Raw genomic sequence first — 14,246 nt, 5'->3', positions numbered from 1 at the left:
TCTGCCGTGCACCACCTCGGCGAGGCAGGACTGTCGTATGGTCGCTGTATCGAAAGTGCCGGATCAGGACGGGCGGTCATCACCGATGATCGACAGCCCCGGTGCTCATTGGCAGGAGAGACGACGAAGTCTGGAGAATGACAATGGCAACTTTGCGACAGCAGCTGTTCCGGGTGAAGCCCGTCCCACAGCAGGGAGAGAGTCCGGAGAGTGACCTCAAGCGTACGATCGGCCTGTTCTCTCTGACCATGATCGGCGTCGGATCGACCATCGGCACCGGCATCTTCTTCATCCTCTCCGAGTCGGTGCCGGTGGCCGGGCCGGCGGTGATCTGGTCCTTCGTCATCGCCGGACTCGTCGCCGGCCTCGCGGTCATCTGCTACGCGGAACTGGCCGGCAGCGTGCCGGTGTCCGGCTCCTCATACTCCTATGCCTACGCAACGCTCGGCGAGCTGCCGGCGATGGGGGTCGCCGCCTGTCTCCTCCTGGAGTACGGCGTCGCGGGTGCCGCGGTCGCCGTCGGCTGGTCTCAGTACGTCAACCAGCTGCTCTTCAACCTCTTCGGGTTCGAGATTCCCCACGCTCTGGCCTACGCCCCGGAAGAAGGTGGGGTCGTCAACCTGCCGGCCATCCTGCTGCTGGCCATGTGCTGCTTCCTCCTGGTCCGCGGCACGGGCGAATCGATCGTCATCAACACCATCATGGTCTGCACGAAGATCGGCGTCCTCCTCTTCTTCGTGCTTGTCGGAGTCACCGGCTGGAACGTCGACAACTTCGCGGACTTCGCGCCCTTCGGCTTCTCCGGAGTGGTGGCAGGCTCCGGCCTGATCTTCTTCAGCTATGTCGGAATGGACGCCGTCGCCACCGCCGGTGATGAGACGAAGAACCCGAAGAAGACCATGCCCCGGGCACTCATCGCGGCCCTCCTCATCGTCACCACGGTCTACGTCATGGTGGCCATCGCAGCACTGTCGGCTCAGCCCTGGCAAGAGTTCGAAGGACAGAGCGCCGGCTTGTCGGCGATCCTCGAGAACATCGTCGGTGCCAAGTGGCCCGGCACCGTCGTCGCCGCCGGCGCCGTGATCTCGATCTTCTCCGTCACCCTCGTCTCGATCTACGGCCAGACCCGCATCCTGTTCACGATGTCGCGTGATGGGATGATGCCCAAGCTCTTCGGCGACGTCAATCCGCGCACGCTCACCCCGGTCAAAGGCACGATCGTCGTCACCGTGGTCATCGCCATCCTGGCCGGGTTCATCCCACTGAACTTCCTCGCCGAGATGACGAGCATCGGCACCCTCGTCGCCTTCGTCGTCGTGTCCCTGGCCGTCATCATCCTGCGGGTGCGCGAACCCAACCTCGAGCGCGGCTTCAAGGTGCCCTTCTACCCGGTCCTGCCGGTGCTTGCGATCATCGGCTGCCTGTGGATCATCAGCAACCTCCAGGTCATTACGATCGTGGTCTTCCTCATCTGGACTGCAGTCATCCTTGGGCTGTACTTCATCGTCGGCCGTAAGAACTCGGTGCTCGGCAAACAGCGGGCAGCACATGACAGCATGGACGGATCCGATTCCACAGGAGGAAACCAATGAGCATCGTCGTCGGCATCGCACCAGGTCAGGACAATAGGGCTGCAGTAGAACTGGGAATCGTGCTCGCGCGGTCCTACGGGCACCGACTCGTCGCGGCGGCCATCGATTCCGCTGCCTTTCCGATGAGTCCCGTACACTTCGAGAGCGAGTACCAGAAGAAGCTGCGCAGTGTCGCCGAGGTTGCCCTGGACGATGTGCGGGCGATCCTTCCCGATGACATCGAGTCCGAATGCGTCATCCACGGTGCCCGTTCATCGCGACGGGGGCTGCTCGAGATGTGCCAGAAGGAGAATGCCTACCGGCTCGTCGTGGGTCCCGCCGCCGATGGGAAACCGGGGCGGATCGCACTGGGCTCGGTCTCCACTGGGCTGCTGCACAGCGCCAGCCTGCCGGTGGCGCTGGCGCCCGTGGGATACCGGGCGGCACCGGGCGCTCGCCTGCGGAGGATCACTGCCGCATACAGCGGTTCGTCCACCTCGGCGGACCTCATTCTCGGGGCAGCGATGGTCTCTGCCGAGTCCGGCGTGCCTTTCCGCATCGCTTCCTTCGCGCCCCGGTCGCGGGTGGTCTCGGCGGCGGGTGTGGGACTCGACGTCGAGTCCGGTGTCATCGACGAATGGGCAAAGGTGATCCGGCGCGACACCGACGAGATCCTGTGCTCGATCGATCAGCTCCAGATCAAGCCCGGCGAGACCGACGTCGCCATCGGGACTGGACCGGATTGGGCGAGTGCGCTGACAGCCGTGGAGTGGGAAGATCCCGAAGCGATGATGCTCGGCTCCTCCGGTCTCGGGGCACTCAAGCGTGTGTCGCTGGGCAGCCACGCCATGCGGATCCTGCAGCACTCTCCGGTCCCCATCGTCGTCGTGCCCCGGCGGGCGAAGTCGGACTACACGGCCTCGGCCGTCTGAGTCGACGGGAGAAGTCGACAGGGGAATGGGGCTGGGAAACCCCGAGACAGGAGGGTGGCGATGCGGGTGGGCAGGCCGCCTTTTCCGTAGTGCGGAAGAAGATGTGCGACCATCCACAAAACAGACGTCCAATACTTGAACGATTCCAACTTACGATGCGAGACGCCATTACCGTGGGGACCTCAGGCTTGCACTGCACATTCGTCCAACGACGGCCGAATGCGCAAGCCTGACGAACACGAGAGGAACCGTATGGAATTGCTGCGTTTGGGCCCCATCGGCCACGAAATCCCAGTAGTGCGCGACAAGGACGTCCACTACGACCTGCGCCCCCTGACCACAGATATCGACTCGGAGTTCTTTGCCGACGACGGCATCGGAGAAGTTCGCGCTGCACTGGATCAAGGTGCACTCAAGCCCCTTGAGGGAGCGGAGGATCGGCGCATCGGTGCGCCCATCTCGCGCCCCTCGGCAGTGGTGTGCGTGGGCATGAACTACGCAGCGCATGCCCGAGAAGCAGGAGCCGAACCGCCCGAAGCACCTGTCGTCTTCTTCAAGATGCCCTCGACGATCGCCGGCCCCTACGATGAACTCGAACTGCCGCCCTATGCCACGAAGGCCGACTGGGAGGTCGAGCTGGGACTGGTCATTGGCACCCGAGCCTTCAGAGTCGCCTCGGCGGAGGACGCGTATTCGCACGTCGCTGGCTATGTCCTGGGCAACGACCTGTCCGAACGCCGATTCCAGATCGACGAATCCGGCGGTCAGTGGTCGAAGGGGAAGAATCTCCCCGGCTTCACGCCCCTGGGCCCGTGGATCAGGCCCGCCGCCGAGGTGGAGCCCGAGTCACTGCGACTGCGCAGTTGGGTCAATGGCGAGGTGCGACAGGATTCGTCGACGAGCGACCTGATCTTCGACGTCGGGCAGATCATCCATCAGCTCAGCCAGACGATGCCGTTCGAGCCCGGCGACGTGATCCTCACCGGCACACCGCAGGGTGTGGCGATGTCGGGGAAGTTCCCGTACTTAACCGATGGCGACGTCGTCGAAATGGACATCGACGGCCTCGGCCAGCACCGGCAGGTCGTGTCTGTCACGCAGTGACCGACCTGATGCGATGCGCCGCGCAGCCCGCGCGGCGGCAATGCAACAGCACAGTGGAGGGGCGGTGATATCACCGCCCCTCCACTGTGCTGTATCAAGCTTTCAGGCTGAGAGAATCAGTTCTCCTGGTCGAAGCCGCCCTGTTCCTGGCCGCCTTCGTTGCCGCCGAAGTCTCCGCCGCCCTGCTGCTGGTCGCCGCCGCCGAAGCCGCCCTGGTCGCCACCCTGCTGGTCGCCACCGAAGTCTCCGCCGCCCTGCTGCTCCTGGCCGCCACCCTGCTGGTCGCCGCCGCCGAAGCCGCCCTGGTCGCCGCCTTCGTTACCGCCGAAGCCGCCACCCTGCTGGTCGCCGCCGAAGTCTCCGCCGCCCTGCTGGCCGCCCTGTTCCTGGCCGCCTTCGTTGCCGCCGAAGTCTCCGCCGCCCTGCTGCTGGTCGCCGCCGAAGCCGCCGCCCTGCTCCTGGTCGCCGCCGCCGAAGTTCTCGTTGCCCTGTCCGTAGTCTTCCGACATAATTCACTCCTTGTTGATGACGTACGGCCGCGTCCTGCGGCTTGGTTGACAGTCTCAAACATCAAAAGTCTTGACACAAGGGGGAGCAAGGAAAATTGCGCGAAATTGGCTCAAGTCTCAGAGGCTGTTCATTTCCTGGCGATCTTCACAGGAATCTCTGAGAAGACCGTCGCAGTGAATGACGTTTCAACAAGATAGGGTCATCGATTCCAACATTCGGTCAGTCATCCTGTCAGCAGGCGCACACTGAGAACCATCGTTGAGACGGCGTCCTGAAAACCGAAATGTCGCAGTTCACCTCGCCGACCTGGCACTATTGCACACAGGCGTGACTCGGCATTGACCAGCGGGGAATGAGAGCGGTCGGCACAAGCCAGCCCGACCAGGGACAAGCCGCCTCACCCCGGCACCTGCCGGCAGCCAGATCCGAGACCGATCGACGAACAGGAGCATCGAGATGACAGCACGTCGTCTTCCACTGACCGGTGTGCGAGTCCTCGAACTCGGCAACTACATCGCGGCACCCACTACAGGCCGCATGCTTGCCGATTTCGGCGCGGAGGTCATCAAGATCGAGCGCCCCGAGACCGGCGACGAACTGCGCAATTGGCGCCTCAAGCAAGGCACCACCTCGATGCTCTACCGCACCATCAATCGCAATAAGAAGTCCGTTGTGCTCGATCTGCGCTCGGAGGAAGGCAGGGCCTCGGCCCTCGAGCTCGTGCGCCGCAGCGACATCGTGCTCGAGAATTTCCGTCCCGGGACCATCGAGAAATGGGGTCTGGGCCCCGAGGTCCTCGAAGGGGCCAATCCCGACATCATCCTCGTCCGCATCTCCGCCTTCGGCCAGACCGGACCCATGTCCGAACGCCCGGGATTCGCCGCCGTGGCCGAGGGCTACTCCGGGTTCCGGGAACTCGTCGGCGACCCCGACCGTCCCCCGGTGCGCGTGGGCGTGTCGATCGGTGACTCCATCGCCGGAATGCAGGCCGCGTTCGGTGCCGTGATGATGCTCTTCGATCGTCAACGCCAGAAGATCACCGGTGCCGCCGAGGCGGTCGTCGGCTCCGATCACAGCTTCGAGGGCAGGGGTTCGCTGGCCGATCGCACGGTCGACGTGGCATTGAACGAAGCCATGTTCTCCGTAATGGAATCTCTCGTCCCCGACTACTCCGCATTCGGCGAGACGCGCACGCGCACCGGAGGCCGGATGGAGGGCATCGCCCCGTCGAACGGCTACCTCTGCGCCGGCGGAAAGTCCGTGGTCATCGCCGGCAACGGAGACGGAATCTACAAACGCCTCATGGACGCCATCGACCGTCCCGACCTCGGCGAGGACCCCGAGCTGCAGACCAACGCAGCTCGATGGGAGCGGCGCGAGGAGCTCGACGAGGCCATCGGCGCCTGGTGCGCGCAGCGCGATGTCACCGAGGTTGTCGACGCTTTGGAGACAGCTGGAGTTCCCGCCGGCCCGATCTACACCGCCGAAGACCTCGTCGCCGACGAGCAGCTCGCCGCACGCGACATGATTCAGCACCTCGATGTCTCGACCGGAGAAGAGACCTTGTCCGATGTCGCCTTCCCCGGCATCACTCCGGTCATCGGCGGTTCATCGATCCCGATCGACCACCTCGGCCCGGACTTGGGCGAGCACACCGACGAAGTGCTCGAGCAGCTCGGAGTCCAGCGGCCCGAACGTGACTGAACACCCGCCCGCCCGACTGGCTACACACATGAGACTGACTACACACGTCTGAAGAGCAGAAACGTCATGTCCCATTAGCCGGGAGTGATCGTCTTCGCTTCATTGGTAATTCTCACATAGCGAGCAGTTCGCGTCCGCGCTCACCGCAGGGATGCTGAGGGCAACTATGGTGAGGGCAGACGGCAACATGCGAGGAAGCGTGAAGCCGTTCTCGTCCCGCTGGTCGGGAATGAGGCAGGTCAACGAAGGAGCTCTCACCATGGTTCGGCCCACATCGGTCACGATTCTCGACACGACTCTGCGCGACGGTCTGCAGATCGAAGACGCCATCGTTCCCACCGACGCCAAGGTCGCACTCGGCGAGCAGCTCATCGCCGCGGGCCTCAAGGAGATCGAGGTCGGATCCTTCGTCAATCCGAAGAAGGTCCCGCAGATGGCCGACACCGGCGAAGTCCTGCAGCGCCTCCAGCTCTTCGAGGCAGAGGGCGTCGACTTCTTCACGCTCGTCTTCAACCTCAAGGGCGCCCAGCGCGCCGTCGACGCCGGAGCGAAGAACATCAAGCTCGTCCTCTCCGCCTCCGAGGGCCATTCGCAGGCGAATTCCGACGCCCCGATCGCTCAGGCCACCGATCGTCTCCTCGAAGCTGCGGCCTTCGCCCGTGACTACGGCGTTCGCTTCGACATCACCACTGCGGTCAGCTTCATCTGCCCCTTCGACGGCATCACCGACCCGGACCACCTCGTCGAGGTACTGCGCCCCTTCGTCGATGCCGGGGCACATGGCATCGGGGTCGCCGACACCATCGGAAACGCCAACCCCTCATTGGTGGCCAGGAACACCTCGGCGGTCATGGAGGCATTCCCTGACAAACCGGTGAGCCTGCACCTTCACGACACGTACAACTTCGGCATGGCCAACGTCATCGCCGCACTCGATCTGGGAGTCTCGAACTTCGACGCGGCCATGGGCGGACTGGGCGGCTGCCCCTTCGCCCCAGGTGCGGCCGGTAACATCGGCACCGACGACCTCGTCCACCTTCTCCATCGCGAAGGCGTGGCCACCGGCGTCGACGTTGAAGCACTCTCAGCAGTCAGGGATCCGCTGACGGCCGCCGTCGGCCACGAACTGACCTCCAGTCTGTCCGCGATCCCCGCTGTCCCGGCGGCATTCCATGCGTGACCAGGCTGAATCCTCCACCGTCGACGCCCAGACTCTGCCGCTGGCGGGCATCCGCGTCATCGAGTTTTCCCACATGGTCATGGGTCCCAGCTGCGGAATGATCCTCGCCGACTTGGGCGCCGAGGTGATCAAGGTCGAACCGCGCGGAGCCGGGGACAAGACCCGCTATCTGCCCGGATCCGGCTCGGGGCTGTTCCCCGCTTTCAACCGCAACAAGCGCTCCGTCCAACTCGACATCGCCGAGGCGGCCGACCGCGACGTCGCCCTGTCCCTCATCGATTCCGCCGATGTTCTCCTCGAGAACTTCCGGGTCGGGAAGATGGAATCCATGGGCTACGGCTATGACGAACTCGCGCAGCGCAATCCCCGCCTCATCTACTGTTCCCTCAAGGGCTTCCTGGCCGGGCCCTACGGTCAGCGCACCGCCCTCGACGAGGTCGTGCAGATGCTCGGCGGGCTCGCCTATATGACCGGTCCGCCCGGACAGCCTCTGCGGGCAGGCGCCAGCGTCAACGACATCATGGGCGGCATGTTCGGTGTCATCGGTGTGCTCTCGGCACTGCGTGTGCGTGAGCGCACTGGGGAAGGACAGGTCATCAACTCGGCCCTGTTCGAGAACAACGCCTTCCTCGTCGGCACGCACATGGCACAGGCTCAGCTCAGCGGGGAACCGCTGCGGCCGATGCCCACCCGCAGAGCCACCTGGGCCGTCTACGACATCTTCCGCGACAAGCACGATGATCAGATCTTCGTCGCCGCCGTCAGCGACGGCCAATGGCATGATCTCTGCGATGAGTTCGATCTGAGGCACCTGTCCGGTGATCCTGAGCTCGAGACGAACCAGGGGCGAGTCGACCAGCGCGATCGCATCCACACGCAGCTGCAGGCGGCACTCTCGCGGCTCGACCTCGCCGAGATCGAGGAGAAGTGCACGCGCAGGGGACTGCCGGTCGCTCCCGTGAACACCCCCGCCGATCTCACCACCGACGCCCACCTCGTCGCCTCCGGGGCTCTGGCCAGCACGGGGCTGCCCAGCGGAGACCAGGTCGATGTTCCCCTGCTGCCGTTGACCTTCGGCGGCCGTCGGCTGGGGCTGCGCAGCGATGTGCCCAGACCCGGAGAGCACAACATCCGCTACCGTGACGGCCCACCGGATGCCGCTGAACAGACTGAGCCGATCGACTCAGATACCGACGTCGGCGAGTCGAAGACGCAGTCCCAGTAGCACCGCAGAGTTCAGCACGACCACGGACCTCAGCACACAACTGCACCACCACAGACCTTGGAAAAATGAAGATGACAGTTGCATTCGAAGGAGAAGCAATGCGGTCAACGGCGATCACAGGACAAGGACGGGCCACCTCGGCGAGGGGGAGGAAACGGGCACTGAGACCCGCACTCACGGTAGGCGCGGTGCTCGCATCACTGGCGCTCGTGGCCACGGGCTGCGGCAACAAGGCTCAGCCGCCGGGAGAGGGCGGCGACTACCCGACGGGCCCGGTCACGGTCAGCGCTCCGGCCGAACCCGGCTCCGGCTGGGACACCACGGCACGCGCCCTCGTCGAGGCCCTGCAGAAGGAAGAGATCGTCTCTACGCCGCTTCCGGTCAAGAACCAGCCCGGCGGTACGGGCTGCATGTGGATGACGTCGATGATGCAGCAGGAGAAGGGCAAGGACGACCAGATCGCGATCACCTCGCTGGCCAGCCAGACGATGAAGGCCCGCGGGCTGTGCGAATTCGGCCCGGAGGACACTACACTCATCGCCACCATGTACGTCGAGGACTTCATGGTCGTCGCCCCCGACGACGGTGACATCAAAAACGTCGAGGGCCTGGTCAAGGCGCTGAAGGAAGATCCGCAGAAGGTCACCGTGGCCGCCTCCGGCGATGACACGCTGCCCTTTGCACTCTTCGCCAAGGAAGCCGGCATCGACCCGGTCGACATCAACTTCGTCAACTACGAGGGCGGCGGCGAGCAGACCACCGCGATGCTCAACGGCGATGCGAAGGTCGCCATTGCCGGGCTGAGCGAATTCCGTTCCGTGTTGGAATCCGGTGACATCAAGCCGCTGTTGACCTTCGCGAAGGAGCCGCTCGCGGCTCCGTATGACTCGGTTCCCACCGCTGCCGATTCCGGCTACGACGTGACCCTGGGCAACTGGCGAGGCGTCTACGGCCCGGCCGAGATGCCGCAGGAAGCCGTCGACTACTGGGCGAAGGCGCTCGAAGAGGTCAGCAACTCGGCCACATGGAAGGACACGGTCGAGAAGAACCAGTGGGCTCCCGAGTTCCTCACCGGCGACGACGCCCAGAAGTACGCCGACGAGGCCGCCGCCACCGTTGAGGAGGGCGTCAAGGAAACCGACCTGGGCACCAGCAAATGAAGACGTTGAGTCCGGCACGGCGAGGTGATGTCATCACCGGCATCGCCGTCACGCTCGTCGGCACGGTCTACTACATTGCGACGTTCTGGATCCAGGAGACGAGGAACATCATCACTCCGGCGACCTTCCCCGCGATCGTGGGTGTTGCGCTCATCGTGCTCGGCCTCTTCCTCGCCGGTCAGGCACTGTACCGGAGCCGGAAGCTCGCCGAGGTGGCCCCTGGTGGGGCTGCCCCGGCGGGCGGCGGGATCGATGGGACAACCTCGGCGTGTGTTAATGCGGAACACGGAGCCACCTCGGTGGATGACGCTTCTGCGGATCCGGCTTCGGGAGACGAGCGCACAGGGGCCGTCATCGACGCTCCCGAAGAGCCGAAATCGAAGCAGGTCGTGCTGCAGTTCGCGCTCTTCTTCGTCTACCTCGGAATCCTCATCCCGGTCGGCTTCCTGCTCTCGACGGCGGCCTTCCTGATGACGATGACCAGCATCTATGCCCCTCACAGGTGGGTGCGCAACCTCATCTTCTCGGTGCTGTTCTCCGTCGTCATCTACATTGCGTTCGTCTACGGGCTGGCCGTGTATCTGCCCGTCGGAATCCTGGGATAGGGGGCGAACATGGACACACTCATCGATCTGGGCGGCGGCTTCGCCTCGGCGCTGGAGCCTCTCAGCCTGATTTTCGCCCTCCTCGGCGTGCTGCTGGGAACCGTCGTGGGCGTGCTGCCGGGCATCGGACCGATCTCCGCGATCGCCATTCTCATTCCGGTGTCCTTCGGCATGGAGCCGGTGCACGGACTGATCCTGTTGTGCGGCATCTACTACGGTTCGATGTACGGCGGCTCGATCACCGCCACACTCATCAAAACACCGGGTGAGATCGCCAGTGCGGTGACCGCCATCGAAGGTTACGAGATGGCTCGCCGAGGTCGGGGCAAGGCCGCACTCGCGACCGCCGCGATCGGCTCATTCCTCGCCGGCACCCTGGCGATCATCGGGCTGACATTCCTCTCCCCGGTGCTGGTGAAACTGGCGAACGTCTTCGGCTCCACCGAATACTTCCTGCTTATGGCAACGGCTCTGCTGCTGGCGTCGACGATGTCGTCGGGATCGCGGGCCAAGGCGCTCATCTCGATCTTCATCGGACTGGCCGTGGGACTCGTCGGCCTCGACTTCCAGACGGGCCTGCCGCGCCAGACCTTCGGCATGAGCCTGCTCTCCGACGGGATCGACTTCACGATCTTCGCGATGGCGCTCTTCGCCATCCCCGAAGCGATCCGCAACCTCGCTCTGGGACGCGGGGCCAAGGATGAGATCCAGAGTTTCGGCAACGACAGATGGATGACGAAGCAGGATTGGCAGCGATCATCCATGCCCTGGGCTCGCGGCTCGGTGCTCGGTTTCTTCATCGGCATCCTGCCTGGAGTCGGACCGTCCCTGGCCTCGTTCATGTCCTACATCATGGAGAAGCGGATCTCGAAGCGGAAGGACGAGTTCGGAAAGGGCGCCATCGAAGGCGTCGCCGGGCCCGAGGCTGCGAACAACGCCGGTGTCGGAGGAGCGATGATCCCGCTCTTCAGCCTCGGCATCCCAGGATCCGCGACCACGGCGCTGCTGCTGTTCGTGTTCACCATGTACGGGCTGCAGCCGGGACCGCTGATCTTCCGCGACGACTCGGGACTGATCTGGACGATCATCGCCAGCATGTACATCGGCAACGTGGCACTGATCATCCTCAACCTGCCGCTCGTCGGACTCTTCGTCAAACTGCTCAAGATGCCCAAGGAGATTCTGTTCTCCTCGATTCTCGTCCTCGTGGGCATCGGCGCCTACGCGATCGAATTCAGCCTGTTCGGACTCATGCTGCTCGGCATCTTTGGCGTCATCGGCTATCTCATGGACAAAGGTGAGATCCCACTGGCGCCGTCCATCCTGGCCCTAGTTCTGGTGCCGTTGCTCGAAGACAACTTCCGGCGCATGCTCCAGATCTCGGGCGGATCGTTCATGCCGTTGCTGACCCGGCCCGTGTCACTGTCGATCGTCATTCTGATGGTCCTGGGCATCGTCGGTCCGGTCATCTTCCGCTGGTGGGTCCGTCGGCGCCAGCTGCTGGCCGATGTGAGTGTGGGGTGAAGGGACAGATGATTCAAGAGAACGAATGGAAGGTTTCATGAGGGAGAGCTCCATGACTGACATCTCTGACACCTCGGCGAAGGAGATCGGCGTCATCGATCGCAGTGCTGCGATCCTCACGGCACTGCAGGACACCCCGATGTCCGCTGCCGAGGTATGCCGTCGCCTGGGCTACTCCAAGTCCACGACCTATCGGCTCCTGGCCGATCTGCGCACCCACCGGTTCATCGTCCGCGACACCAATGGACTGCTGCGTCTGGGACCGTTCCCAGGCCGTCGCAGCATCGCGACGACGAATTCGGTGCTCGAACACCTGCGGACTCTGACCAGCGAATCGGTGCAGCTGTGGGTTCGCGTCGGCGAGGACAGAGTGTGCGTACGCAACGTCGAAGCCGACCATGAACTCCGCGTCTCCCGCAGCGTCGGCACCGTCCTCCCTCTCGTCGACGGCGGCTCTGCCGCGCTGGCGCTGTGCGGGCCGGGCAACCCGCAGGAGTTCTACGCCACGAAGCAGGCACGCGTGAAGGGGACCGCCTCGGCGAGTGTGGCCTTCACCGTCGGTGGAGCCATCCTCGCCCTCTGTGTGTCCTACCCTCTGACCCGGGAGCCGGACAATGTCGCCGGCGTCTACCGGACCGTGCTGGGTCAGGCCGCGGTCGAGCTCAAGACGCTGCTCGAGGATAGCGAAGAGTTCGCAGTTCTCAGGGATATCGCGCGGTTGGCGCTGGGGGCACGTCGGTCTGAATGAGGGGTGGTGGGGCATGAGGTGCTGCTCGGGTGCGGCCCCCCGCCATGTAGAGCGCCATGCCCGATCCGGCGATGGGTCCGAGTACGGTGCGAGAAGCATCGCGCATGACGTCAGATGAACAGTGATCCCGCTGCCTCTGCCGGCCCCTCTTAGTGTTGTGCTCATCATCGCCTCCAGCCGGTGAGCATGTGAGGAGAGGAACACCCATGGGATCACGAATCACAGCAGTCGTCGGCAACCCCAATCCCGGATCGAGGACGCGTCAGATCGCCGAAGATCTTGCGGAGCGCATCGCGGCTCTGACCGGCGCGGATACCGGTTCGACCATTGAGTTCGGCGAGGTGACCGATGAGATCTTCGAGTGGGAGTCGTCCAAGCTGAGCGCGCTCACCGACCAGCTGCAGACTTCGACCTACGCCGTGATCGCGACGCCCACGTACAAGGCGAGCTGCACCGGCCTGCTCAAGGCGTTTGTTGACCGCTTCGACGCCGGTGGACTGCACGGCGTCACTGCGATCCCGGTCTTCACCATCGGTTCGCCCGCACATCAGCTGGCCGTGGATTTCACACTGAGGCCGCTCCTCGTGGAACTTGGCGCCAGTGTTCCCACCGCTGGTCTTTCATTCCCGACGGCGAAATTCGACGAGCGCGCTGCGATCCTCGATGAGTGGGTGGAGAAGCAAGCTGGCTACCTGCCGGAGGTGAAGGCCCGAGCCTGATCTCCCGACACAGGGGCGTCGGGGCTCCGTGCCGGGAGACCAGCAGGGGTCAGTCGACCTGAAGCTCTCCCATCTCGTCCCAGCCCTCGCCGTCGATCTGGCGAGAGATGATCTTCGGAGTGGACACGAGGGCGCTGTTCATCGGTCCGCCGTCTGCGGTCGCCTTCTGGAAGTGGTCGGACTTCACGTGCGCTTCGGCAGCGTCGTCATCGAAGGCTTCGACGAGCACGTATTCATTGGGGTCGTCGAGGCTGCGTGACCAGTCGAACCATTTGTTTCCCGGCTCGGCTCGCGTCGCCTCGGTGAACTCCTTGGTGATCTGCGGCCATTCCTCGGCCTTCTCGGGCTTGACCTGGAACTTGACGACGATGAAAATCATGTGGATCCTTTCGTAGCTGATTGGGTCGGCGGGGTCTTCGCCGACACTGGTGCTGGTTGAGGTGCGGTGTGTCTCAGGAGAACTGCATGCCGCCGTCGACGAGCATGGTCTGGCCGGTGATGTAGTCCGAGTCCTCGCTGGAGAGGAACGATACGAGGTTCGCGACATCCTCGGGAACCGATACACGTCCGAGGAGGATGTCTCCCGCGTACTTCTTGATTGCTTCCCCTTTGGCCAATCCCTCCTGTTCTCCGAGCTTCTCATCGATGAGATCCCACATCGAGGTTCCCACAATGCCTGGTCCGTAGGCGTTGACGGTGATCCCGTGTTTCGCCCATTCCATCGCGGCGCCCTGCGTCAGTCCTCGCACAGCCCACTTGGTGGCCGAATAGGGTGAGAGCAGTGCGAACGGGCGGAAGGCGACGATCGACGCCGCGCCGATGATCTTTCCGCCGTTGCCCTGTTCGATCATCTGCTTGGCAGCGGCCTGGTAGGACAGGAACACGCCGGTGATGTTGACGTTGAGGATCTTCTCGAAATCCTCCTTGGAATAGTCGATCAGGGGTTCGACCTGGGCGATGCCGGCATTGGCCACGAAGACGTCGAGCTTTCCGCCCACTTCGACGGCGGTGGCCACCAGTGCTTCGACCGAGGCCTGATCGGTGACGTCGACCTCGGCTCCGGTGGCCTTGCCGCCGGCGGCTTCGATGGTCGATACCGTTTCCTGTACCCCCTCCTGCATTGTGGGAAGGTCGGCCACGATGACGTGATGTCCATCGGCGCCGAGGCGCTGTGCGATGCCCTGTCCGATTCCTCGTGCTGATCCTGTGACGACGGCGATGCTGTTGGTCGTGTTCATAGTTGTACCCCTTCACGTCTCGTCCT

General features: G+C 63.9%; 14 protein-coding genes. 11 read left to right on the top strand and 3 right to left on the bottom strand.

The window, feature by feature from the left end:
* The first annotated feature begins 143 nt into the window (after positions 1-143).
* From BLT92_RS08270 to BLT92_RS08260, 3 genes are all read left to right on the top strand, one after another.
* Entirely contained in the window at positions 144-1,592 is a 1,449-nt protein-coding gene (locus BLT92_RS08270; RefSeq protein ID WP_092104765.1) for an APC family permease, read from the top strand.
* Positions 1,589-2,503 (top strand): universal stress protein, encoded by a 915-nt coding sequence (locus BLT92_RS08265; RefSeq protein WP_092104764.1) that lies wholly within the window; start codon positions 1,589-1,591, stop codon positions 2,501-2,503. Before BLT92_RS08270 ends, BLT92_RS08265 begins: the two co-directional genes overlap by 4 nt.
* 252 nt (positions 2,504-2,755) lie before the next feature.
* Positions 2,756-3,607, top strand: coding sequence for a fumarylacetoacetate hydrolase family protein (locus tag BLT92_RS08260; protein WP_092104763.1), 852 nt, complete (start codon positions 2,756-2,758; stop codon positions 3,605-3,607).
* A 116-nt stretch (positions 3,608-3,723) separates the two neighbouring features.
* Here the strand turns inward: BLT92_RS08260 and BLT92_RS20395 are convergent, their stop codons facing one another.
* The gene (locus tag BLT92_RS20395; protein WP_157691392.1) at positions 3,724-4,116 is read right to left on the bottom strand and encodes a hypothetical protein; all 393 of its coding nucleotides are present in this window, start codon (positions 4,114-4,116) and stop codon (positions 3,724-3,726) included.
* Positions 4,117-4,573: 457 nt separating this feature from the next.
* On the opposite strand from BLT92_RS20395, the gene BLT92_RS08250 reads away from it, so the two are divergent.
* From BLT92_RS08250 to BLT92_RS08215, 8 genes are all read left to right on the top strand, one after another.
* The gene (locus BLT92_RS08250; protein ID WP_092104759.1) at positions 4,574-5,821 is read left to right on the top strand and encodes a CaiB/BaiF CoA transferase family protein; all 1,248 of its coding nucleotides are present in this window, start codon (positions 4,574-4,576) and stop codon (positions 5,819-5,821) included.
* 259 nt (positions 5,822-6,080) lie between these two features.
* A complete protein-coding gene (locus tag BLT92_RS08245; RefSeq protein WP_092108989.1) occupies positions 6,081-7,001 on the top strand; it encodes a hydroxymethylglutaryl-CoA lyase in 921 nt (306 codons plus the stop codon).
* A complete protein-coding gene (locus BLT92_RS08240) occupies positions 6,994-8,226 on the top strand; it encodes a CaiB/BaiF CoA transferase family protein (RefSeq protein WP_092104758.1) in 1,233 nt (410 codons plus the stop codon). The genes BLT92_RS08245 and BLT92_RS08240 overlap by 8 nt, the downstream gene beginning before the upstream one ends.
* Before the next feature lie 98 nt (positions 8,227-8,324).
* Entirely contained in the window at positions 8,325-9,386 is a 1,062-nt protein-coding gene (locus BLT92_RS08235; protein WP_092108986.1) for a Bug family tripartite tricarboxylate transporter substrate binding protein, read from the top strand.
* Positions 9,383-9,991 carry a tripartite tricarboxylate transporter TctB family protein gene (locus BLT92_RS08230; RefSeq protein ID WP_092104756.1) on the top strand — a complete coding sequence of 203 codons (609 nt, stop codon included), beginning with the start codon at positions 9,383-9,385 and terminating at the stop codon, positions 9,989-9,991. The genes BLT92_RS08235 and BLT92_RS08230 overlap by 4 nt, the downstream gene beginning before the upstream one ends.
* Before the next feature lie 9 nt (positions 9,992-10,000).
* Positions 10,001-11,515: a tripartite tricarboxylate transporter permease gene (locus BLT92_RS08225; protein ID WP_092104754.1), complete on the top strand. Its 1,515-nt coding sequence runs from the start codon at positions 10,001-10,003 to the stop codon at positions 11,513-11,515.
* 52 nt (positions 11,516-11,567) lie between these two features.
* Complete coding sequence (locus BLT92_RS08220; protein WP_231939090.1) at positions 11,568-12,263, top strand: helix-turn-helix domain-containing protein; 696 nt, start codon at positions 11,568-11,570, stop codon at positions 12,261-12,263.
* Between the two features lie 206 nt (positions 12,264-12,469).
* Positions 12,470-12,982, top strand: coding sequence for an NADPH-dependent FMN reductase (locus BLT92_RS08215; protein ID WP_092104750.1), 513 nt, complete (start codon positions 12,470-12,472; stop codon positions 12,980-12,982).
* 49 nt (positions 12,983-13,031) lie between these two features.
* On the opposite strand, the gene BLT92_RS08210 is transcribed toward BLT92_RS08215, so the two are convergent.
* Both BLT92_RS08210 and BLT92_RS08205 read right to left on the bottom strand, forming a co-directional pair.
* Positions 13,032-13,361, bottom strand: a complete 330-nt coding sequence (locus tag BLT92_RS08210; RefSeq protein ID WP_092104748.1) for a putative quinol monooxygenase — start codon at positions 13,359-13,361, stop codon at positions 13,032-13,034.
* Positions 13,362-13,434: 73 nt separating this feature from the next.
* The gene (locus BLT92_RS08205) at positions 13,435-14,220 is read right to left on the bottom strand and encodes an acetoin reductase (protein WP_092104746.1); all 786 of its coding nucleotides are present in this window, start codon (positions 14,218-14,220) and stop codon (positions 13,435-13,437) included.
* Between the last annotated feature and the right edge of the window lie 26 nt (positions 14,221-14,246).

It is taken from the genome of Brevibacterium picturae (assembly GCF_900105045.1).
Taxonomy (GTDB): Bacteria; Actinomycetota; Actinomycetes; order Actinomycetales; family Brevibacteriaceae; genus Brevibacterium; species Brevibacterium picturae.
This window is presented reverse-complemented; position numbering and strand designations above follow the sequence as displayed.